The sequence below is a fragment of the Bordetella ansorpii genome (genome assembly GCF_900078315.1).
GTDB classification, from domain to species: domain Bacteria; phylum Pseudomonadota; class Gammaproteobacteria; order Burkholderiales; family Burkholderiaceae_B; genus Bordetella; species Bordetella ansorpii.
Genome location: NZ_FKBS01000014.1, coordinates 1,274,260 through 1,296,678, shown reverse-complemented (window position 1 = coordinate 1,296,678; position 22,419 = coordinate 1,274,260). Strand labels below are relative to the sequence as shown.

The window sequence follows — 22,419 nt, the reverse complement described above, 5'->3', positions numbered from 1 at the left end:
GCCTGGCCATCTGGATTAAAAAGCGGGCAAAAAAACGCGCCCATCGGGCGCGTTCTTATGCCGGCTTCAAGGGTTGCGGCATGGGCACAGGCGTCGGCGCCTGTACGCGTAGCGATGCCGGCGACTTGCCGCCGGCTTGGGAAGAAGTCTCGCGGATCAGGTCGATCCAGCGACGCGGGGCGCTCGAAGCGCGCCACCAACCATTATGCGGACGCATGGGCAAACTCGGGTTCTCCGTTGAAACGCACACCATTGACCTTCTCGAATATCTCTTGGCTGCCCTGTTCGGCTTCGTCGCGGCTGGCATACGCTGCCAATCCGGGAACCTGCCAGAGCTTTTCTGGTGCGGTGCCGCCAATGCGGCGGGTACAGATTCGTACCTCGTAGCCCCTGTCTTCTTCCTGGACGACGGTACAACGCACACGGAAATCGCCAATCGTTCGCGAAGTCATCTTAGCTTCCTCTATTGAAATGACAGGGCTGTTTCGCCACGGGCGTAATTGTGCCGCAACAACCGACCCTTTTTATTGCGACTACACAATTCTTCACATCAATAGCAACTGCATTACCTCCGTCAGCATACGGAAAAAAAAAGACAGCCATATGGCTACGATATGCGCAAAAAAACCCGCAAGAATGCGGGTTCTTGAAATGGCTGGCTAGCGCCTGTTCAGGGATTGATCACCGCCAGGCCGCCCATGTACGGGCGCAGTACTTCGGGCACGACCACGCTGCCGTCGGCCTGCTGGTAATTTTCCAGCACGGCCACCAGCGCGCGGCCTACCGCCAGGCCGGAGCCATTGAGCGTGTGCACGAATTCGGGCTTGTTCTGCGCATTGCGGAAACGGCCCTGCATGCGGCGCGCCTGGAAAGCCTCGCAATTGGACACCGACGAAATCTCGCGCCAGGTATTCTGCGCGGGCAGCCAGACTTCCAGGTCGTAGGTCTTGGCGGCGCCAAAACCCATGTCGCCCGTGCACAACAACATGACGCGGTACGGCAGGCCCAGGCGCTGCAGCACCTGTTCGGCATGGCCGGCCATCTCTTCCAGCGCCTGGTAGGACTGGTCGGGCGCGACGATCTGCACCATCTCGACCTTGTCGAACTGGTGCTGGCGGATCATGCCGCGTGTGTCGCGGCCGCCGCTGCCGGCTTCGGAACGGAAGCACGGCGTGTGGGCGGTCAGGCGGATCGGCAGGTCGGCCCCGGCCACGATGGTGTCGCGCGCCACGCTGGTCAGGGTGATTTCCGAGGTGGAAATCAGATACTGGTCTTCCCGCGCCACGGCATTGCCCTGGTCGTCGACGCGGTCGTCGTCCCCGCCCTTGGAGACCGCGAACATGTCGTCCTTGAACTTGGGCAACTGGCCCGTGCCGTACAGCGTCGAGCTGTTGACGATGTAGGGGGTATAGCACTCGGTGTAGCCGTGCTCGCCCGTCTGCAGGTCGAGCATGAACTGCGCCAGGGCGCGGTGCAGGCGGGCGATGGGGCCGCGCATGAAGGTGAAGCGCGCGCCCGACAGCTTGGCGGCCATGTCGAAATCCAGGCCCAGCGGCTCGCCCACGGCAACGTGGTCGCGCGGCTCGAAGCCCAGAGGCGGCGGGTTGCCGTCGGAGCCGGCCTCGCCGGGCAGCCAACGGCGCACTTCGACGTTGTCGTCGCTGGACGCGCCCTGCGGCACGCTTTCGTGCGGCAGGTTGGGCGTGGACATCAGCACTTCGTTGAGCTGCTGTTGGATGCCGGCCAGGTCTTCCTCCAACTGGCGCAGGCGCTCGGGGATGGACTGCGACTCGGCCATCACGGCCGAGGCGTCCTCGCCGCGCGACTTCAGTTGGCCGATCTGCTTGGCCAGCGCATTGCGGCGCGCCTGCAGGGACTCGGTTTCGGTCTGGACGGTCTTGCGACGGGACTCCAGGTCGTTGAACCGTTCCGTGTCGAAGTCGACGCCGCGGCTTTTCAGGCGGTCGACGACGGTTTGCAGGTCTTTGCGCAGCAATATCGGATCTAGCATGGTGTGTGGCTGTGGGTGAAAAAACCGCCGAGGCGGAAGGAAAGGCAAGAACCGGCCATTGTGCCCGCCAGGCGGGAACGGCATGTGACGGCGCCACCGGAATTCGCGGATGTAACCGGCAGGTTCCGGCCTCGGGACGTCAGGTCCAGAGCGGATTCTACCGCCCGGGCGGCGGTGGGGCCTGGCGCTTGCCGTGCACTGTCACTTCTTGCGCGCGTCCTCGTCCAGTTGTCGCAGTTGGTTCAGTTTCTCGCCGATCTTGATTTCCAGCCCGCGCGGCACCGGGCGATACCAGCGCGGCTCGCGCATGCCGTCGGGCAGGTAGGTTTCGCCCGCCGCGTAGGCGTTGGGCTCGTCGTGGGCGTAGCGGTAATCGTGGCCGTGGCCCAGTTGTTTCATCAGCTTGGTCGGCGCGTTGCGCAGGTGGATGGGCACCTCGCGGCTCTTGTCCTCGCGCACGAAGGCGCGCGCCGCGTTATAGGCGTTGTAGCCGGCGTTGCTCTTGGCCGCCATGGCCAGGTAGATGACGGCCTGGCCCAGCGCCAGTTCGCCCTCGGGACTGCCCAGGCGCTCGTAGGTGGCGGCGGCGTCATTGGCGATCTGCATGGCGCGCGGATCGGCCAGGCCGATGTCTTCCCAGGCCATGCGCACGATGCGGCGCGACAGGTAGCGCGCATCGGCGCCGCCGTCCAGCATGCGGGTGAACCAATACAGGGCCGCGTCGGGATGCGAGCCGCGCACCGACTTGTGCAGGGCGCTGATCTGGTCGTAGAACGCGTCGCCGCCCTTGTCGAAGCGGCGCAGGTTCTGCGACAGCGCGATCTCCAGCCATTCGGTGTCGACCGTATCGCGGCCGGCGGACTGGGCGGATTCGGCCACGACCTCGACCGCGCTGATCAGGCGGCGCGCGTCGCCGTCGGCCCAGGCAGCCAACTGGTCGCGCGCCTCGGGCGTGATGGACAGGCCGGCGCCGGGCTCGGCGCCGTCGTTCAGGGCAGCGACGGCGCGATCGACCAGCTCGGCCAGTTCCTCGGCGGTCAGCGATTGCAGCACGTACACGCGGGCGCGCGACAGCAATGCGGAGTTGACCTCGAAGGACGGGTTCTCGGTGGTGGCGCCGATGAAGGTGAACAGGCCGCTTTCGACATACGGCAGGAAGGCGTCCTGCTGTGCCTTGTTGAAGCGGTGCACCTCGTCGACGAACAGGATGGTGCGGCGGCCCTGCCCTTGCGCCACCTGCGCGGCCACGACGGCGTCGCGGATGTCCTTGACACCGCCCAGCACGGCCGAGATGGCGATGAAGTGGGCATCGAAGCCGTCGGCCATCAGGCGCGCCAGCGTGGTCTTGCCCACGCCGGGCGGGCCCCAGAATATCATGGAGTGCGGACGGCCCGATTCGAAGGCCACGCGCAGCGGCTTGTCGGGGCCCAGCAGGTGCGATTGCCCCACGACGTCGGCCAGCGTGCGCGGCCGCAGGCGCTCGGCCAGCGGCACATAGGGCCGGTGGGCGGGGTCGGCGGCGAACAGGTCGGTAGTCATGGCAAAAAACGGGATACAGCGATGGTGAACCCCATTACACCACGCGCACAGACGGCATCGTGACGAACAGGGGGGTCAGGAAGCGAAGCGGTAGCCCACGCCGATCTCGGTGACCAGGTGCACCGGCTGCGCGGGATCGGCCTCGAGCTTCTGCCGCAGGTGGCCCATATAGATGCGCAGGTAATGGTTGCTCTCGACGTGCGACGGGCCCCAGACCTCGCGCAGCAGTTCGCGATGCGTCATCACCTTGCCCCGGTGCGCCAGCATCACGGCCAGCAGGCGGTATTCGATCTGGGTCAGGTGCACGTGCTGGCCGGCGCGGGTCACCACGCGCCGCGCCATGTCCACGTGGACGTCGCCGAAGCTGAGCTGGGCCGCGCCGTCGGCCGCGCCGCGCGCATGGCGGCGCAGCAGCACGCGCAGGCGGGCCAGCAGTTCGCCCACGCCGAAAGGCTTGGTCAGGTAATCATCCGCGCCGGCGTCCAGCGCCTCGATCTTGTCGGTCTCGCTGGTGCGCGCCGACAGCACGAGCACCGGCACCTCGGTCCAGCCACGCAACTCGCGGATCAGCGTCATGCCGTCGGCGTCGGGCAGGCCCAGGTCCAGCACCACGGCATCGGGCTGGCGCGTGCCGGCCTCGATCAGGCCACGCTTGACCGTGTCGGCCTCGTGGACCTCGCAGCCCTCGGATTCCAGGGCGGTACGGACAAAGCGCCGGATATGGGCATCGTCCTCGATCAGCAGCACGGTGGGTTGGTAGTCGAACATGGCGGGAATCAGGAAAGCGCGGCTTCCGGGGGTGCGGCGGGCGGCGTCCCCAGCGGCAGCGCGAAGACGAAGCGGGCGCCGTGCATACGGGCGCCGTCCTGCGGCACGGGCTCGACCCAGATGCGGCCGCGATGCGCCTCCAGTATCGCCTTGCAGACCGCCAGGCCCAAGCCCACGCCGGGCGTGGACGACTCACGCCCGCCGCGTGTGAACTTCTCGAAGATGCGCAGCCGCATGTCCTCGGGCACGCCAGGGCCTTCGTCGCGCACGGCCACGCGCAGTTCACCGTCCACTGTCTTCGCATCGATGTGGATGGCGCTGCCGGGTGGCGTGTACTTGGAGGCATTCTCCAGCAGATTGCACAGCACCCGCTCGATCAGGATGCCATCGCACTCGACCAGCGGCAGGTCTGACAGGCGGGCAACCGTGACGCGGTGCCGGGCCAGCGTCTCGCGCATGGCGGCCAGCGAGGCGCCCACCAGTTCCTCCACCGATTGCCATTCGGGCCGCAGCGGCGTGTCGCGGCTTTGCAGGCGTGCCATGTCCAACAGATTGACCACCAGCGCGTGCATGCGCTGCGCCTGGTCGCGCATGGCCGCGGCCGTCTCGCGGGTGGCGTCGGGCAAGGCGGCGGGATCGCGCATCAGGGTGTCGGCCAGGCCGACCAGGCTGGTCAGCGGCGTGCGCAGGTCGTGTGACACGGCGGCCAGCAGCGAATTGCGCAGGCGTTCGGACTCGATGTTGACCAGCGCCTGCTGCGCCACCTCGACGTAGTGCAGGCGCTCCAGCGCGATGGCGATCAGCGTGGCGTAGGCGTCGAGCTGGCGCCGCGCCTCGGGCATGGCCGAGAACGGCCTGCCCGGCGTCTGCAGGGCCAGCACGCCGCGCACGCGCATGGGCGCCGTAAGCGGCAGGTACAGCAACGGGCTGTTGGACAGCGTGCCGGTGCCCGCCCCCGCCGCGCGGCCCTGGTCGTATACCCACTGCGCCAACGAAGGCTCCAGCGCCCCCATGTCGGGATCAGTGGGCGAGGCCAGTGACAGCCGGTCGTCCAGCGCCTGCACGTACAGCGCGCTGCGCGCGCCGAACGCCGCGTTCAGGAAGGCGCTGGCGGCGGCGACGATCTGCTCGGGCAGCAAGGCCGACGACAGTTCGCGCGCGAACTCGTACAGGCCGCGCGCATCCGCCTCGCGCTTGGCCGATGCCTTGGCCTGCGCGCGCAGGCCCGCCGTCAGTTGACCAATCAGCAGGCCCACCGCCAGCAGCACGGCGAAGGTGACCAGGTACTGCACGTCGGACACGGCGAACGAATCCACCGGCTGCACGAAGAAATAGTCGAACAGCACCACACTGACCACCGACGCCAGCGCCGAGGGGCCCCGGCCATGCCGCAAGGCCACGCCCACCACCGCCAGCAGGTAGAACATGACGATGTTGGTCTGGTGCAGCACCGCCGAGGCCAGCGACGACACGACGGTGGCGGCCACGCAATAGCCCAGCGCCCAGGCGTAGCCGCCTGCCTGCTGTTGGCCGCGCGCATCGGGCGCGTCGCCGGGGCGGCGGCCCAGCATCAGCGGATCGCGGCCAGGCGGCGGCGCGGCCACCGAAGGCGCCGCCACGCGAATCACGTCCACGTCGGGGCAGGCCGCCGACAGCGCGTCGGCGAAGGTGCGGCGGCGGCGCCACCAGCCGGGCGCCAACAGGGCGTCCAGCAGCGAGGACGGCGTCGGCCAGCCGCCCGGCGCGCCGCGTCCCAGCACGGCCTTCGTGACGTTGTGCCGGCGCATGTAGCGCGCGGCGGCATCCACCAGATTGGTATCGGCCAGGGTTTCGGTACGGGCGGCCAGCCGGTCGGCCAGGGCCATCGCGCGTTCCAGGTTCTGCCGCTGCTGCGACGGCATCGGCGCCACGCGCAGCGCGGCCACGGTGACGACGTGCAGCTCGCACTCCAGTTGCTGCGCCAGGCGGTGGGCGCTGCGCACCACGTATTCGGCCTGGTCGTCGGGCCCGATGCAGGCCAGCACCGCCTCGCGGGTGCGCCAGACCGGCTGGATCTCGCGCTCGTGGCGGTATTCCTGCACGTCGTCATCGACGTGCTCGGCGGTGCGGCGCAGGGCCAGTTCGCGCAGCGCGATCAGGTTGCCCTTGCGGAAGAAATTGCGGGTGGCGTGGCGCGCCTGATCGGGCACGTAGACGCGCCCTTCCTTCAGGCGGCGCAGCAGTTCGTCGGCGGACAGGTCGACCAGGATGACCTCGTGCGCGGCGTCGAAGAACTCGTCGGGCACGGTTTCCCAGACGCGCACGCCGGTGATGCTGCCGACCGCCTCGTTCAGGCTGTCCAGGTGCTGCACGTTCAGCGTGGTCCAGACGTCGATGCCGGCTGCCAGCAGTTCCTCGACGTCCTGCCAGCGCTTGGCGTGGCGTGCGCCGGGCGCGTTGGAATGGGCCAGCTCGTCGACCAGCAGCAGGCGCGGCTTGCGGGTCAGGGCGCCGCCCAGGTCGAACTCGTCCAGCGTGTGGCCGCGATACGCCAGCGCCTGGGGCGGCAGCACGTCCAGGCCCTGCAGCAGCGCGGCGGTTTCCTTGCGCCCGTGGGTTTCGACCACGCCGGCCACCACGTCGATGCCCTGTTCGCGTTGCGCGCGGGCGGCGGCCAGCATGGCGTAGGTCTTGCCCACCCCGGCCGAGGCGCCGAAATAGATGCGCAGCTTGCCGCGGCCCGCCTGCGCGGCCGTGTCGTCCAGATGCTTCAGCAGCCGGTCGGGGTCGGGACGATCGCTACCGTTATCGGCCATGATGCGGGATGGATTCGAGGGCAGACATACTATACGCCGCGGCAGGCAGGCGGCTTACCTGCCCGCAAGGGGCTTCAGGGCGTCCAGCGCCAGGTTCAGCGGCAGCACGTTCACGGCCGGATCGCCGATCAGCCCCAGCCACGGGCTGTCGGTATGCGCCTGCACCAGCTTGCGCACCTCGGCCTCGGGCAGGCCCCGCGCGCGGGCCACGCGGCGCACCTGGTATTCGGCCGCGGCGGCGCTGATGTGCGGATCCAGGCCGCTGCCGGAGGCCGTGACCAGATCGACCGGGATCTGCGCCGGATTGTCCGGATCGGCGGCACGCAGCGCCGCGACGCGCTCCTGCACGGCCTGGGCCAGCGCCGGATTGGTCGGCCCCAGGTTCGAGCCGCCGGATGCTCCGCCGTTGTAGGCCATCGGCGCGGTGGCCGACGGCCGGCTCCAGAAATAGCCCGGCGAACGGAAGGCCTGGCCGATCAGGTCCGAGCCGATGACCTTGCCGTCACGTTCGATCAGCGAGCCCGCGGCCTGGTGCGGAAACAGCATGCGGGCCACGCCCGTGGTCAGCAGCGGATACGCCAGCCCGGTGATGAGGGACAGCGCGACGAAGACGGTCAGCGCGGGCCGCAGCAGGCCCTGCTGCTTGATGGAAGTGGATGGGGTTTGCATGAGAGTGTCCTCGAGGGGAAATCAGGCCCAGCCGAAAGCGGCCAGCACCATGTCGACCAGCTTGATCCCGGCGAACGGCACCAGCAGGCCGCCCAGGCCGTAGATCAGCAGATTGCGGCGCAGCAGCACGGCCGCGCCCAGCGGGCGATAGCGCACGCCCTTGAGCGCCAGCGGAATCAGCGCGATGATGATCAGCGCGTTGAAAATGACCGCCGACAGGATGGCCGAGGCCGGCGTGGCCAGTTGCATGACGTTGAGCACGCCCAGTTGCGGATACACGGCGGCGAACGCCGCGGGAATGATGGCGAAATACTTGGCCACGTCGTTGGCGATGCTGAAGGTGGTCAGCGCGCCGCGCGTCATCAGCATCTGCTTGCCGATCTCGACGATCTCGATCAGCTTGGTGGGGTTGGAATCCAGGTCCACCATGTTGCCGGCTTCCTTGGCGGCCTGGGTGCCCGAGTTCATGGCCACGGCCACGTCGGCCTGGGCCAGCGCGGGCGCATCGTTGGTGCCGTCGCCCGTCATCGCCACCAGGCGGCCTTCCTGCTGATAGGCGCGGATCAGCCTCAGCTTGGCCTCGGGCGTGGCTTCGGCCAGGAAGTCGTCCACGCCGGCTTCGGCCGCGATGGAGGCCGCCGTCAGCTTGTTGTCGCCGGTGATCATCACCGTCTTGATGCCCATGCGGCGCAGCTCGGCGAAGCGCGGCTGGATCTCGGGCTTGACGATGTCCTTCAGCTCGATCACGCCCAGCGCTCGAGCGCCGTCGCCCACGGCCAGCGGCGTGCTGCCGCGGCGCGCCACGGTTTCGGCATCGCGCGACAGGGCGGCGGGCAGGGACGCGCCCTGCGCTTTCAGCCAGGCGCCGACGGCGTCCACCGCGCCCTTGCGGATGCGCCGGCCGCCCGCGTCGACGCCGCTCATGCGGGTCTGTGCGGTGAAAGGCACGAACTCGGCGCCGGCCAGGGCGGCGGCGGGCGCATTCAGCGTCCGGTCCGCCAACGCCACGATGCTGCGGCCTTCCGGCGTCTCGTCGGCCAGCGAGGCCAGGCGCGCGGCCTCGGCCAGCTCCTGCGCGGTCACGCCGGGCGCCGGCAGGAACGCCGAGGCCTGGCGGTTGCCGAAGGTGATGGTACCGGTCTTGTCCAGCAGCAGCACGTCGACGTCGCCGGCGGCTTCCACCGCGCGGCCCGAGGTGGCGATCACGTTGGCCTGCATCATGCGGCTCATGCCGGCCACGCCGATGGCCGACAGCAGGCCGCCGATGGTGGTCGGGATCAGGCACACCAGCAGCGCCACCAGCACCGTCACCGAGACAATGCTGCCCGCGCCGGCCGCGTCCACGGCATACATCGAGAACGGCAGCAGCGTCACGCACACCAGCAGGAACACGAGGGTCAGGCCGACCAGCAGGATCGTCAGCGCCAGCTCGTTGGGCGTCTTCTGGCGCTTGGCGCCTTCCACCATCGAGATCATGCGGTCGAGGAAGCTCTCGCCCGGATCGGCCGCGATGCGCACGAAGATCCAGTCGGACAGAACGCGCGTGCCGCCGGTGACCGAGGAGAAATCGCCGCCCGACTCGCGGATGACGGGCGCGGACTCGCCGGTGATGGCGCTTTCGTCCACCGAGGCGATGCCGGCCACGACCTGGCCGTCGCCGGGGAGGGTCTCGCCGGCCATGACCAGCACGACGTCTCCCTTGCGCAACTCGCCCGACGGACGCGATTCGCCACGCGGCAACCAGTTGTCGGGCAGAGCGCTCGACGCGTCGCTGTCACGAAAAGTCTTGAGCAACCGGGCGTCGATGGTGGTGCGCAGGCCGCGCAGCGTGGCCGCCTGCTGCTTGCCGCGTCCTTCGGCCAGCGCCTCGGCGAAGTTGGCGAACAGCACGGTGAACCACAGCCAGACCGTGATGGCCAGGATGAAGCCGGCCGGCGCCTCGGCCAGGCCGGCCAGCGCCATCCCCCACAACACCGTGGTCAGGATGCTGCCGATGTAGACGACGAACATCACCGGGTTGCGCACCTGCGCGGCTGGCGAGAGCTTGCGCAGGCTGTCGCGCAGCGCGGGCCCCACCAGCGAGGACACCCAGAAGCCGAACTGGCGGCCGGTCGATGGGTTTTGCCCGGTGGGCGCGGCGGCCGCGTCCCCGGTCAGGGATTGCGAATGTTGATCCATGATGTGTCTACCGGATTCGTTCAGGGTTGCGCGGCGTGCACGGCGTTCTGCAGGTGCTCGGCGACAGGGCCCAGCGCCAGCGCGGGCACGTAGGTCAGCGCGCCGACCAGCATCACCGAACCGATCAGCAGCACGGCGAACAGCGGGCCTGTGGTCGGCATCGTGCCGGGGCCCTGCGGCAGGCGCGGCTTGGCGGCCAGCGCGCCGGCCAAGGCCAGCAGCGCGACGATGGACGCGAAGCGGCCGAACCACATGGCGATGCCCAGCAGCGTGTTGTAGAAAGGCGTGTTGGCGGACAGGCCCGCGAAGGCGCTGCCGTTGTTGTTGGCGGCCGAGGACAGGGCGTACAGGATTTCCGAGAAGCCGTGGATGCCCGGATTGAGCACCCCGGCGCGGCCGGCATCGGCCAGCACGGCCACGGCCGTGCCCACCAGCACCAGCAGCGGCGTGGCCAGCAGCACCATCGCGACCATCTTCATGTCGAAGGCCTCGATCTTCTTGCCCAGGTATTCCGGCGTGCGGCCGATCATCAGCCCGGCGATGAACACCGCCAGGATGGCGAAGGCCAGCATGCCGTACAGCCCGGCGCCCACGCCGCCGAACACCACCTCGCCCAGTTGCATCAGCAGCATCGGCGGCAGGCCGCCCATGGCCGAGAACGAATCGTGCATGCCGTTGACGGCGCCGCATGACGCCGCGGTGGTGATGGTGGCGAACAGCGCGGTGGGCGCGATGCCGAAGCGCACTTCCTTGCCTTCCATGTTGCCGCCGCCCGGCGCCAGGCCGTTGACGGCCTGCGCCAAGGCGGGCGTGGACTGATGCTCGAAGTAGGACGTGGTCAACGCGAACACGGCGAACATCGCGGTCATCGCCGCCAGGATGATGGCCCCCTGTCGGCGGTTGCCGGCCATCTCGCCGAAGCTGAAACACAGCGCGGCGGGGATCAGGAAGATCGCCAGCATTTCCACGAAATTCGATACCGCCGTGGGATTCTCGTACGGATGCGCGGAGTTCGCATTGAAGAAGCCGCCGCCATTGGTGCCGAGCATCTTGATGGCTTCCTGCGAGGCCACCGGCCCCATGGCCAGTGTCTGCTGCTGCGTCTGCTGCGGCTGCATCCGGGGCTGGCCATCGGCGCCCGGCATCGGCTGGCCCTGCGCATCGACCTCGGGCACGCTGAAGGCCTGCGCCTCGACGGTCTGCGCCTGCACGTACGGATCGAGGTTCTGGATCACGCCCTGGCCGACCAGGAACAGCGCCAGCACGAACGACAGCGGCAGCAGCACATACATCGTGCCTCGCACGATGTCCGTCCAGAAGTTGCCGATGGCCTTCGAGCCGTGGCGCGTCAGGCCGCGCACCAGCGCGAAGAGCACGGCAATCCCGGTGGCCGCGGACAGGAAGTTCTGCACCGTCAGGCCCAGCATCTGGGTCAGGTAGCTCATCGTGCTCTCGCCGCCGTAGCCCTGCCAATTGGTGTTGGTGACGAAAGACAGCGCCGTATTCAACGACGAGTCCGGCGTGACCGCGCCCATGTCCGCCGGATTGAACGGCAACACGCCCTGCAGGCGCTGCAGCGCGTAGACGGCGAACACGCCCAGGGCGTTGAACAGCAGCAGGGTCAGCGCGTACCGTTTCCAGCCCATGTCCGCCTTGGGGTCCACGCCAGCCAGGCGGTAGATGACGCGCTCGATCGGACGCCCCCAACGGGTCGGTCCATAGCTGCCGTCCTCCATGGCCCGCCTGATATAGCGTCCCAGGAAGGGGGCGATCGCCAGCACGACGGCCAGGTAGACCGCCAGCAGGCCCAGGAATTGGGTGTCCATCAGAACTTCTCCGGTTGGAACAGCGCGGCCAGCAGGTAGACCATGAGCAGGGCCGCGACGATGCCGCTCAACCAATAAATGGCGCTCATGAGTGTTCTCCCTCGGACAGGCGGGCGCAGAAGGCAACCAGCGCCCAGGTCAGGCCCGCCATCGCGCCGAATACGGCGAGGGTCAGGAAATCCATGTTTTTCTCCCCGGAGGCCTGGCCTCCGAACAATGCAGAGGCACCCTCCGCCGGACCTGCGCAGGTTACGGAGAGGGGGGTAAAAACGGGATATAGCTTTGGCGGGCGCGTGTAAAAACGGTATAAACGCCAAATTCGCACCAATAAGGTGCGGAAAGAAATCACGGCGTCGGATGCCGCGATGCCCCGCTTCGACCCGGAAAGACGCCAATTTGTCTTGTTTTGGTCATAAAACAAGGAGAATCTTGATGTTTTTGGGTCGAATGCACCATATAAGTGCAACATATAACTAAATGAATGCGCCGAATTAGGGCATTCCCCTAGTGTGACAGTCCCGTAACTGGTGCAGAATTCAGTCCATGCAGGTGAGGAGACAGAAAGCCCTTAAGGGCTTCCAGACAACCGGCGGCACCGGTATATAAATAAAAGCAGTACAAGAAAAGCAAACGCACAACGGCTGGCACGACACACTGTGCCGGCCGTTGTCGCATTCGCGGCCCGTGGATGGCCTTGCACGGACACGGATGCGTCAGCGCCCACCCAGGTCGAGCATGCCCCGAGTCCGTTCCACTGCTTCGCGCTACTGGCGCCGCAATGTGCGGCTGATCCTGCTGCTGCTGGCGCTGTGGATCGCCCTGACCGCCGCGCCCGCGCTGTTCACCCGCTATCTTTCCTTCGAATTCATCGGCTGGCCCTTTCCGTTCTGGCTGGCCGCTTATGGCGCACCGCTGGCCTTCCTGCTGATCGTGGCGGTGTATGGCGCCGTCATGAACCGCGCCGATGACCGGGCCGACGCCGAGGCCCAGGCCGGGCAGGACGCCCAGGCCACCCCCGGCCGGCAGGACGCGCGCTGATGCCGTTCTCCGCCGGCACCCAGCACGAGTTCGGCCTGCGGCTGCGCCGCATCTACCTGTTGTACACGGCCGGCTTCGGCATGCTGGTGCTGCTGCTGGCGCTGGCCGAGATGGCCGGGCTGTCGCGCAACTGGATCGGCTACGCCTTTCTCATCGTCACGGTCAGCCTGTACGCCTGTATCGGCATCGTGTGCCGCACCTCCGACCAGGTCGAGTACTACGTGGCGGGCCGGCGCGTGCCCGCGATCTACAACGGCATGGCCACGGCCGCCGACTGGATGTCGGTGGCCTCGTTCATCGGCGTGGCGGGCACCCTGTACCTGACCGGCTACGGCGGCCTGGCCTACGTGATGGGCTGGACCGGCGGCTACGTGCTGGTGGCGCTGCTGCTGGCGCCTTACCTGCGCAAGTTCGGGCAGTACACCATTCCGGATTACCTGGGCGCGCGCTACGGCGGCAACCTGCCAAGACTGATGGGCGTGGCCTGTGCGGTGCTGTGTTCGTTCACCTACCTGGTGGCGCAGATCTACGGCGTGGGCATCATCACCACCCGGCTGACCGGCATTTCGTTCGAACTAGGCATTTTCGTGGCGCTGGGCGGCATGCTGGTGTGCTCGTTCCTGGGCGGCATGCGCGCGGTCACGTGGACGCAGGTGGCGCAGTACATCATCCTGGTCATCGCCTATCTGGTGCCGGTGATCTGGCTGTCGGTCAAGCACACGGGCAGCCCGGCGCCGCAGTTGTCGGCGGGCGCGGTGCTGCAGCAGGTCACCGAGAAAGAGATCCATCTGCAGAACGATCCCGCCGAACGCGAGGTGCACCGCCTGTGGCGCGAGCGCGCGCAGGAAATGACCGCGCGCCTGGACGCCCTGCCGCAATCCTGGACAGACGAAAAGGACAGGTTGCGCAACCAGTTGGCCGCGCAGATCGCGGCCGACGCGCCGATGGTCGAGGTGCGCTCCCTGGAACGCGAACTGGCCACCTATCCCGCCGACCCCGAAGCCGCCCGCATCGCCTGGTCGCAGGCCCGCGCCGCCTACGAGGCGCGCGGCTCGCCGCCGCTGCCGCATGCCCAACCCTTTCCCGCGCGCGACCCCGCCGAAAGCCGCGACATGCGCGTCAACTTCCTGGCGCTGGTGCTGTGCCTGATGCTGGGCACGGCCGGCATGCCGCACATCCTGATGCGCTCGTACACCACGCCCTCGGTGGGCGACGCGCGCCGCTCGGTGTTCTGGGCGCTGCTGTTCATCCTGCTGCTGTACTTCACGGCGCCCGCGCTGGCGTTGCTGGTGAAGTACGAGGTGTACGCGCAGGTGGTGGGCATCCGCTTCAGCAACCTGCCCAATTGGGTGCACGCCTGGAGCGCAGTGGACAGCAATCTGCTGGAAGTGGTGGACATCAACCGCGACGGCATCGTGCAACTGGGCGAGATCGGCATGGGCGCCGACGTGGTGGTGCTGGCCATGCCGGAGATCGGCGGCCTGCCCTTCGTCATCTCCGGCCTGGTGGCGGCCGGCGCGCTGGCCGCGGCGTTGTCCACGGCCGACGGCCTGCTGCTGACAATGTCCAATTCACTGTCGCACGACATGTGGTATCGCATGGTGTCGCCGCGCATGCCTGCGGCGCGGCGCGTCATCGTGTCGAAGATCCTGCTGCTGCTGGTGGCCTTCGGCGCCGCCTGGGTGGCGGCGCGCAAGCCGGCCGACATTCTCTTCATGGTGTCGGCGGCCTTCTCGTTCGCGGCCTCGTCGTTCTTTCCGGCGCTGGTCACGGGGCTGTTCTGGCGGCGCGCCAACAAGTGGGGCGTGACGGCGGGCATGGCCGTGGGGTTGTCGACGACGTTCGCGTACATGGCGCATACGCATCCGTGGCTGCGCGAATGGGTGTTCAACGTGCCCCGCACCGCACCGATGGATCTGTGGTGGGGCATCCAGCCCATCGCCGCGGGCGTGTTCGGCGCGCCGGCGGCGTTCGCCACCATCATCGTGGTGTCGCTGCTGACGCGGCGGCCGGATGCCGCCACGCTGGCGCTGGTGGACTATCTGCGCAAGCCGGGCACGTAAACCGCACGTAAACCGTTGGGCCGCCGATGCGCCTGCGGCTGCGCCACTGCCTGGCGCAGCCAGCCGGTCAATGCCCCGTCGTCTTGGAAAACACCTGCATCACCACCACGCCCGCCACGATCAGCGCGATGCCGATGATGGCCGGCAGGTCGAGCGTCTGTTTGTACAGCACCAGCCCGGCCAGCGAGATCAGCACGATGCCCGCGCCCGACCAGATCGCATACGCGACGCCCATGGGAATGGTGCGCAAGGTCATGGACAGGAAATAGAACGCCACGCCATAGCCGACGACGGTGATGACCGAGGGCCACAGCCGCGTGAAGCCCTCGGCGCCTTTCAGCGCGCTGGTGGCGATGATCTCGGCGCCGATGGCCAGCGCCAGGTACAGCCAGTTCATCGGCGGGCGCCTTCCGGCTGGCGCATCAGCACCAGCAGCGCCCCCGCCCCGCCCTCGCGCTCCATGGCTTCGGAAAATGCGATGACGTCGGGCTTCTGCACCAGCCAGGTACGGACCTTGTCCTTCAGCACGGGCTCGAGCCCTTGCGAACCGTAGCCCTTGCCGTGCACGATGCGCACGCAGCGGATGCCGTGCTCCAGGCATTCGTCCAGGAAGGACAGCACCGCGTGGCGCGCCTGCTCGACGCGCAGGCCGTGCAGGTCGAGCTCGGCGCCGACCCGCCAGTCGCCGCGCTTCAGGCGCCGCGCCGTATCGGGCGCGGCATCCAGCCGCACATAGGCCGTGCCGTTCTCGGACAGCATGTGCGCCACGTCCCCGCCATCGGACACCCCGGCATCGGCCCGCACGGCGGGCTTCTCGCCCAGCGCCGACGCGCGGCGCGACGCCACGGCGTGGTCGATGGCGGGTTCGGGCGCGCGCCGGTGCTCGACCTTGTTGGCCGTCTTCATGGGCGTGGCCGCCTGCATCGCCTTCTTGAAGGCATCGACGTCGTGCGCGGGCGCGGCCCGGGCGCGGCGCGCCGCTTCCTCGCGCGCCAAACGCTCGGCCTGCTCGCGGTCGCGGGCGAGCGTGTCGTGCACCCGCTTCAGGTCGGCCAGGCTGGTCTTAGTGCCCCGCATTTTCCAACCAGCGCTGTGCGTCCAGGGCCGCCATGCAGCCGGTGGCCGCGCTGGTGATGGCCTGGCGGTACACGTGATCCTGCACGTCGCCGGCGGCGAACACGCCAGGCACCGACGTCATGGTGGCCATGCCGTTCAGGCCGCTCTGCGTGACGATGTAGCCGTCCTTCATCTCGAGGTGGCCGGCGAAGATCTCGGTGTTGGGCTGGTGGCCGATGGCGATGAAGCAGCCGGCCACGTCCAGGTCTTCGGTGGCGCCGGTCTCGGTGTGGCGGATGCGCACGCCCGTGACGCCGCTGTCGTCGCCCAGCACTTCTTCCAGGGTGTTGAACAGCTTCAGTTCCATGTTGCCGTTGGCGACCTTGTCCATCAGCTTGTCGACCAGGATGGGCTCGGCGCGGAACTTGTCGCGGCGGTGGATCAGGGTGACCTTGCGGCACAGGTTGGACAGGTACAGGGCCTCTTCGACGGCCGTATTGCCGCCGCCGACCACCACCACGTCCTTGTTGCGGTAGAAGAAGCCGTCGCAGGTGGCGCAGCCCGACACGCCCCGGCCCATGAAGGCGCTTTCCGTCGGCAGGCCCAGGTACTTGGCCGAGGCGCCGGTGGCGATGATGAGCGCGTCGCAGGTGTACAGCTTGCCCGTGTCGCCGGTCAGGGTGAACGGGCGCTTGGACACGTCCACGCGGGCGATGTGGTCGAACAGCACCTCGGTCTCGAAGCGCTCGGCGTGCTGCTGGAAGCGCTGCATCAGGTCGGGGCCCTGGACGCCCTGGACGTCGGCCGGCCAGTTGTCGACGTCGGTGGTGGTCATCAGTTGGCCACCCTGGGCCAGGCCGGTCACCAGAACCGGCTTGAGATTCGCCCGGGCGGCGTAGACGGCGGCGGTGTAGCCGGCCGGGCCGGACCCGAGGATCAGGACTTTTGCGTGCTTGGGTGTGGACATATCAGCCTCTGCCCGGCCGCCCGAAGGAGGCTGGCGCCCTTTTGGGGGACAGCGGACCTGGCGGGCGCGGGGTGGTTTCATCGCGGTTTTTAAAGTGACGTCTCATTATAATGAGGCCCATGCCGCGTATTTCCACTGCCTCTCCGCGCGCCTCGCGCAACACCCGCAACGGGCCCTCAGCTTTGCAGACGCGCATCTCCGCGCTGCTGCGCGAGGCCCGCTGGATCCTGTTCGCCGCCCTGGCTGCCTGGCTCACCCTGGTGCTGGCCACCTGGAACCCATCCGACCCCGGTTGGTCGCACTCGGTCGCCTCCGGCGCCATCCGCAATGGCGGCGGCACCCTGGGCGCCTACCTGGGCGACATACTTCTTTACCTTTTCGGCTACTCGGCCTGGTGGTGGGTCGTCCTGCTGCTGAACCGCGTGCGCGCCGGCTACCGCCGCCTGGCCACCCAGTTGCGCGGTCCGGGCAAGGACGATCCCCTGCCCCGCGTGCACTGGGAGGTCGGCGTCGGCTTCGCGCTGCTGCTGGTCGGCTCGCTGGGCATCGAGGCGCTGCGCATGTATAGCTGGGGCATGCACCTGCCCGGCGGCACCGACGGCGCCAGCGGCGCGGGCGGCGTCATCGGCCAGATGCTGGCCGGCTGGCTGTCGCGCGGCGTCGGTTTCACCGGCGGCACCCTGGTCCTGCTGGTGCTGGTGGCCATCGGCCTGAGCCTGTTCTTCGCCTTCTCGTGGCTGCAACTGGCCGAGCGCATCGGCGGCGCCATCGAAAGCGCGCTGCGCAGCGTGCGCAACTCCTACACCGCCCGCGAAGACCGCCGCGTGGGCGAAGTGGCCCAGGCCGCGCGCAGCGAACAGGTCGTGGCCAAACAGGAAAAGCTGGTGCACGAGCAACCCGTGCGCATCGAACCCGCCATCACGGTGGTGCCGCGCTCCGACCGCGCCGAGAAGGAAAAGCAGCAATCGCTGTTCGCGCCCCCGGCGGGCGAGACCGACCTGCCCGCGCTGGGCCTGCTCGATCCGCCCCAGGGCAATCAGGAAACCGTCTCGGCCGAGACCATCGAATTCACCTCGCGCCTCATCGAGAAGAAGCTGGCCGACTTCGGCGTGTCCGTGGTCGTCGTGGCGGCCCAGGCCGGCCCGGTCATCACCCGCTACGAAATCGAACCCGCCACCGGCGTCAAGGGCAGTCAGATCGTCAACCTGGCCAAGGACCTGGCCCGCGCGCTAAGCCTGGTCAGCATCCGGGTGGTCGAAACCATCCCCGGCAAGAACCTGATGGGCCTCGAACTGCCCAACCCGCGCCGCCAGATGGTCAAGCTGTCCGAGATCCTCGGTTCGCAGACCTACCACGCCAGCCAGTCGGTGCTCACCATGGCGCTGGGCAAGGACATCGCCGGCAACCCCATCGTGGCCGACCTGGCCAAGATGCCCCACCTGCTGGTGGCCGGCACCACCGGCTCGGGCAAGTCGGTCGGCATCAACGCGATGATCCTGTCACTGCTGTACAAGGCCGACGCGGCGCACACCCGCCTCATCCTCATCGACCCCAAGATGCTCGAAATGAGCGTCTACGAAGGCATTCCGCACCTGCTCGCGCCGGTGGTCACCGACATGCGCCAGGCTGCCAACGCGCTGAACTGGTGCGTGGGCGAGATGGAAAAACGCTACCGCCTGATGAGCAAGATGGGCGTGCGCAACCTGGCCGGCTACAACGCCAAGATCCGCGACGCCATCAAGCGCGAAGAACCCATCCCGAACCCGTTCTCGCTGACGCCCGACCAGCCCGAGCCGCTGGCCGAGATGCCCATGATCGTGGTGGTCATCGACGAGCTGGCCGACCTGATGATGGTGGTGGGCAAGAAGATCGAAGAGCTCATCGCCCGCCTGGCCCAGAAGGCGCGCGCCGCCGGTATCCACCTGGTGCTGGCCACGCAGCGCCCCAGCGTCGACGTCATCACCGGCCTGATCAAGGCCAACATTCCCACGCGTATCGCGTTCCAGGTGTCGTCCAAGATCGATTCGCGCACCATTCTCGACCAGATGGGCGCCGAAACCCTGCTGGGCATGGGCGACATGCTGTACATGCCGCCGGGCACCGGCCTGCCCGTGCGCGTGCACGGCGCCTTCGTGCATGACGACGAAGTGCACCGCGTGGTCGAGGCCCTGAAGGCCCAGGGCGAGCCCAATTACATCGAAGGCCTGCTCGAAGGCGGCGCGGAAGGCGATGGCGCCGACGGCGCCAGCAGCGTCACCGGCATCGGCGGCGACGCCGAGTCCGACCCCATGTACGATCAGGCCTGCGAGGTCGTGCTCAAGCATCGCCGCGCGTCGATCTCGCTGGTGCAGCGGCACCTGCGCATCGGCTACAACCGCGCGGCGCGCTTGCTGGAACAGATGGAACAGGCCGGCATGGTGTCGGCCATGCAGTCCAACGGCAACCGGGAAATCCTGGTTCCCGCGCGGGAGGAAGCATGATGAAAAGCCGTCTTCACCGATTGGCCGCCGTGGCGGTGCTGGGCCTGTGCCCGCTGATGGCCGCCGCGGCCAGCATGGCCGCCAGCGCCCAGGAACAGCTGAAAACCTTCGTCTCCACGGTGCAGGCCGCCACGGGTTCGTTCACCCAGAGCACCTCGGGCGCGCAGGGCGCCAAGCCCAAGACGCAAAGCGGCACCTTCGCCTTCCAGCGTCCCGGCAAGTTCAACTGGCGGGTCAAGCTGCCGTACGAACAGCGCATCGTCGCCGACGGCCAGCAGGTCTACCAATACGACCCCGACCTGGCTCAGGTCACGGTGCGCAAGGTCGACCAGGCCATCGGCACCTCGCCCGCCGCCATCCTGTTCGGCTCGGGCAACCTGGAGCAGGCCTTCCAGGTCTCGCCGCTGCCCGCGCGCGACGGCCTGGAGTGGCTGCGCGCCAAGCCGCGCAGCGCCGACGCCGGTTTCTCGCAGGTCGACATCGGCATGAAGGACAACCAGCCCGTGCGCATCGAACTGCTCGACGCCTTCGGCCAGACCACGCGCGTGGAGCTGTCCGACCTGCAGCCCAACCCCTCGCTGCCAGCCACCGAGTTCCAGTTCACCCCGCCCGCGGGCACCGACGTGGTGAAAATGTAGGCGCCATCGCGTCATCGAAGCCCCATCACGGCGCCTTCCCGGCGCCGTTTTTACGTCCCGCTTACGCGAGCACCCGCAGTCTTTACGCGCAGCTTATGCGCTTGTCTCTACTGTGCCGCTCGGCGCTTCCTTTGGCGCCGACACAGGAGAATCAAGCCATGCCGTCCACCCGCCTGCCCAGGTTTTGCGCCACCCTTTCCGCCGGCGTCCTGCTGGCCTCGCTGGCCCTGATCCATGAAGCCCAGGCACAGCAACAGCCGTCCACCGAAGATTCGCCTTCCTGCACACTCAGCGCCAATCTGTCGCTGGCCAGCCAGTACCGCTACCGCGGCCTCATGCAGAGCAACAACCGGCCGGCGGTGTCGGGCGGCTTCGACGTCGCGCACGCCAGCGGCCTCTATCTGGGCAACTGGAACTCCAGCATCAGTTGGCTGGACGACAGCAACACCGACGTCTCCGCTCCTATCGAAATGGACTTCTACGGCGGCTACAAGGGCCAGTTCACCGACGGCGTGCCCTTCGACGTGGGCGTGCTGCGGTACTACTACCCCGGCGACTATCCGTCCGGCTACATCAGTCCGAACACCACCGAGCTGTACGCCGGCGTCGGATATGGCCCGGTGTTCCTGAAATACTCGTACGCCGTCACCAATCTGTTCGGCTTCGCCCGCAGCAGCGGCAGCCAGTACATTGACCTGAGCGGCAACGTCGACACCGGCGTGTGGGGCCTGACCCTGAACGCCCACGTCGGCTACCAGTACGTGCGCGACCTGGATCGCGGCTCTTACTGGGACTGGAAGCTGGGCCTGACGAAAGACCTGGGACAGGGATTCAGCCTCAGCGCCGCCTACCTGGACACCAACGCCGACCGCGGCGTCTATACCAACAGCCACGGCCGCGACATGGGCCGCGCCACCGGCCTGCTGACCCTGACCAGGACGTTCTGATCCGCAAAGGCGTTGACGCCATTTTTACGCGGGCGGGCGGCATTTTTCCGCGGGGTTTATGGCGGGCTTCCTATAGTGGACTCGTCAGCAACCACGGCCAACGGCAGCCGCCCACCGCGGCCCCGCGCCCCCCAACCGCCATGCTTCAACCGCAACGCCAGCCCCGCCCCGCCATGCCGATTCCCATGCCGCTGGGCGACGCCATTTCGATGACCGTGCGCATCCCCCCGCGCGAAATCATGAACCTGCACCTGGCGCTGCGCCGCGCCGGGGACGTGCCCGCCGAAGTCCGCATCCTGGACGCCGATCCCGCGGGCGGCCCCACCACCATGCTGTTGCGCGGCACGCGCCACGACATCGACTCGGCCATGCACGTCATCATGTGCGCGCTGCCCCAGGCGGAATTCGGCGCCATCCATCCTTTGACGGCGGTGCTGCGATGAACACCGCCCCGCACGATGCCGCCCGCTTCGACGGCCTGTGGCTGCCCCTGGTCACCCCGCTGCGCCAGGGCCGCGTCGATCTGTATGCCGCCCAGGCACTGGCCCGCCGCTACCGCCAGGCCGGCATGGCCGGGCTGGTGCTGTTCGGCTCCACCGGCGAAGGCAGCCTGCTGTCCGTCGCCGAGAAATGCGAACTGCTGCAAGCCGTGCGCAGCGATGCGGACACCCTGCCCGTCGTGGTCGGTGCGGGCGGCATCGACACGCGCAGCGTCACCACGCTGATCCGCCGCCTGGACCGCCTGGAGCCGGCCGGCTACCTGGTGCCGCCGCCGTGCTATCTGCGGCCCAGCCAGGCCGGCATCATCTGGCACTACCACCAGGTCGCCTGGGCCACCGAGCGGCCCATCATCCTGTACAACATCCCGGAACGCACGGGCGTGGCCCTGACGGTCGAGACCATGGAGACCCTGGCGCGCGACCCGCAATACGCGGCCGTGAAGGAATGCCATCCGGCGCTGCTCACCACCCTGACCTTGCATGGCCGCGTGCAGCCGCTGTGCGGCGCGGACAACATGCTGATGGATCATTTCCTGGCGGGCGGCACGGGCGCCATCCCCGCGGCGGCGCACCTGTTTCCCGAGCGCTTCGTGGCCATGATGCACGCCGCTCGCACGGGCGACGCCGCACGGGCCGAGGCGCTGTTCGCCCCTTTGCGCAAGCTGATCCGGCTGCTGTTCGCGCAACCCAATCCCGCGCCCTTGAAGCGCGCGCTGTCGATGCAGGGACTGATCGTCGACGAACTGCGCCCGCCCATGATGCCGGCCAGCGCCGAACTGACGGCAAAGCTCGCGCGCGCGATGCATCTGGTCGAAGAAGCCCCCGCGCAGCGGCTGGCGGCCTGACCGTTCCAGCGGCCAACGCAGGCGGCATCGCGCCCTTGGTTGGCCTGAAATCCGATACAATTATTGGCTGGGTGTCAGTTGCATTCCGCAGCGGGCAGG

The 22,419-nt window shown here is 68.1% G+C and carries 19 protein-coding genes; 7 read left to right on the top strand and 12 right to left on the bottom strand.

What is annotated here, in order from left to right; all coding sequences use genetic code 11:
* Window positions 1-203: 203 nt before the first annotated feature.
* From A7W11_RS29060 to kdpF, 9 genes are all read right to left on the bottom strand, one after another.
* Window positions 204-452: a hypothetical protein gene (locus tag A7W11_RS29060; protein WP_066413000.1), complete on the bottom strand. Its 249-nt coding sequence runs from the start codon at window positions 450-452 to the stop codon at window positions 204-206.
* A 218-nt stretch (window positions 453-670) separates the two neighbouring features.
* Window positions 671-2,011, bottom strand: a complete 1,341-nt coding sequence (gene serS / locus A7W11_RS13625; protein WP_066412991.1) for a serine--tRNA ligase — start codon at window positions 2,009-2,011, stop codon at window positions 671-673.
* A gap of 201 nt (window positions 2,012-2,212) precedes the next feature.
* The gene (locus A7W11_RS13620) at window positions 2,213-3,550 is read right to left on the bottom strand and encodes a replication-associated recombination protein A (RefSeq protein WP_066412989.1); all 1,338 of its coding nucleotides are present in this window, start codon (window positions 3,548-3,550) and stop codon (window positions 2,213-2,215) included.
* A 75-nt stretch (window positions 3,551-3,625) separates the two neighbouring features.
* Window positions 3,626-4,318 carry a two-component system response regulator KdpE gene (kdpE, locus tag A7W11_RS13615; RefSeq protein WP_066133120.1) on the bottom strand — a complete coding sequence of 231 codons (693 nt, stop codon included), beginning with the start codon at window positions 4,316-4,318 and terminating at the stop codon, window positions 3,626-3,628.
* 8 nt (window positions 4,319-4,326) lie between these two features.
* On the bottom strand, window positions 4,327-7,113 hold the full coding sequence (locus A7W11_RS13610) for a sensor histidine kinase (RefSeq protein WP_066412987.1): 2,787 nt from the start codon (window positions 7,111-7,113) through the stop codon (window positions 4,327-4,329).
* Between the two features lie 54 nt (window positions 7,114-7,167).
* Window positions 7,168-7,782: a potassium-transporting ATPase subunit KdpC gene (kdpC, locus tag A7W11_RS13605; RefSeq protein ID WP_066412978.1), complete on the bottom strand. Its 615-nt coding sequence runs from the start codon at window positions 7,780-7,782 to the stop codon at window positions 7,168-7,170.
* Between the two features lie 21 nt (window positions 7,783-7,803).
* Entirely contained in the window at window positions 7,804-9,960 is a 2,157-nt protein-coding gene (kdpB, locus tag A7W11_RS13600) for a potassium-transporting ATPase subunit KdpB (protein WP_066412976.1), read from the bottom strand.
* A gap of 20 nt (window positions 9,961-9,980) precedes the next feature.
* Window positions 9,981-11,786 (bottom strand): potassium-transporting ATPase subunit KdpA, encoded by a 1,806-nt coding sequence (gene kdpA / locus A7W11_RS13595; RefSeq protein ID WP_066412975.1) that lies wholly within the window; start codon window positions 11,784-11,786, stop codon window positions 9,981-9,983.
* On the bottom strand, window positions 11,786-11,875 hold the full coding sequence (gene kdpF / locus A7W11_RS13590; protein WP_066133137.1) for a K(+)-transporting ATPase subunit F: 90 nt from the start codon (window positions 11,873-11,875) through the stop codon (window positions 11,786-11,788). Before kdpF ends, kdpA begins: the two co-directional genes overlap by 1 nt.
* A 646-nt stretch (window positions 11,876-12,521) precedes the next feature.
* Here kdpF and A7W11_RS13585 point away from each other — a divergent pair.
* Together A7W11_RS13585 and A7W11_RS13580 are read left to right on the top strand one after the other, a co-directional pair.
* Window positions 12,522-12,824 (top strand): DUF4212 domain-containing protein, encoded by a 303-nt coding sequence (locus A7W11_RS13585; protein ID WP_066412974.1) that lies wholly within the window; start codon window positions 12,522-12,524, stop codon window positions 12,822-12,824.
* Window positions 12,824-14,887 (top strand): sodium:solute symporter family protein, encoded by a 2,064-nt coding sequence (locus A7W11_RS13580; RefSeq protein WP_066412964.1) that lies wholly within the window; start codon window positions 12,824-12,826, stop codon window positions 14,885-14,887. Before A7W11_RS13585 ends, A7W11_RS13580 begins: the two co-directional genes overlap by 1 nt.
* Window positions 14,888-14,954: 67 nt before the next feature.
* Here the strand turns inward: A7W11_RS13580 and A7W11_RS13575 are convergent, their stop codons facing one another.
* Genes A7W11_RS13575 through trxB form a run of 3 tightly spaced genes read right to left on the bottom strand, consistent with a single transcriptional unit; the run spans window position 14,955 to window position 16,910 of the window.
* Complete coding sequence (locus tag A7W11_RS13575) at window positions 14,955-15,284, bottom strand: DMT family transporter (RefSeq protein ID WP_066412961.1); 330 nt, start codon at window positions 15,282-15,284, stop codon at window positions 14,955-14,957.
* Window positions 15,281-15,964, bottom strand: a complete 684-nt coding sequence (locus tag A7W11_RS13570) for a Smr/MutS family protein (RefSeq protein ID WP_066412958.1) — start codon at window positions 15,962-15,964, stop codon at window positions 15,281-15,283. Before A7W11_RS13570 ends, A7W11_RS13575 begins: the two co-directional genes overlap by 4 nt.
* Window positions 15,951-16,910: a thioredoxin-disulfide reductase gene (trxB, locus tag A7W11_RS13565; RefSeq protein ID WP_066412955.1), complete on the bottom strand. Its 960-nt coding sequence runs from the start codon at window positions 16,908-16,910 to the stop codon at window positions 15,951-15,953. The genes A7W11_RS13570 and trxB overlap by 14 nt, the downstream gene beginning before the upstream one ends.
* 119 nt (window positions 16,911-17,029) lie before the next feature.
* On the opposite strand from trxB, the gene A7W11_RS13560 reads away from it, so the two are divergent.
* From A7W11_RS13560 to dapA, 5 genes are all read left to right on the top strand, one after another.
* On the top strand, window positions 17,030-19,390 hold the full coding sequence (locus A7W11_RS13560; protein WP_156523068.1) for a DNA translocase FtsK: 2,361 nt from the start codon (window positions 17,030-17,032) through the stop codon (window positions 19,388-19,390).
* Complete coding sequence (gene lolA, locus A7W11_RS13555) at window positions 19,390-20,028, top strand: outer membrane lipoprotein chaperone LolA (protein ID WP_066412951.1); 639 nt, start codon at window positions 19,390-19,392, stop codon at window positions 20,026-20,028. The genes A7W11_RS13560 and lolA overlap by 1 nt, the downstream gene beginning before the upstream one ends.
* A gap of 158 nt (window positions 20,029-20,186) precedes the next feature.
* Window positions 20,187-20,975, top strand: a complete 789-nt coding sequence (locus A7W11_RS13550; protein WP_066412950.1) for a TorF family putative porin — start codon at window positions 20,187-20,189, stop codon at window positions 20,973-20,975.
* 140 nt (window positions 20,976-21,115) lie between these two features.
* The gene (locus tag A7W11_RS13545) at window positions 21,116-21,418 is read left to right on the top strand and encodes a hypothetical protein (RefSeq protein ID WP_156523067.1); all 303 of its coding nucleotides are present in this window, start codon (window positions 21,116-21,118) and stop codon (window positions 21,416-21,418) included.
* Window positions 21,415-22,320 carry a 4-hydroxy-tetrahydrodipicolinate synthase gene (gene dapA, locus A7W11_RS13540; RefSeq protein ID WP_066412944.1) on the top strand — a complete coding sequence of 302 codons (906 nt, stop codon included), beginning with the start codon at window positions 21,415-21,417 and terminating at the stop codon, window positions 22,318-22,320. The genes A7W11_RS13545 and dapA overlap by 4 nt, the downstream gene beginning before the upstream one ends.
* Window positions 22,321-22,419 lie beyond the last annotated feature (99 nt).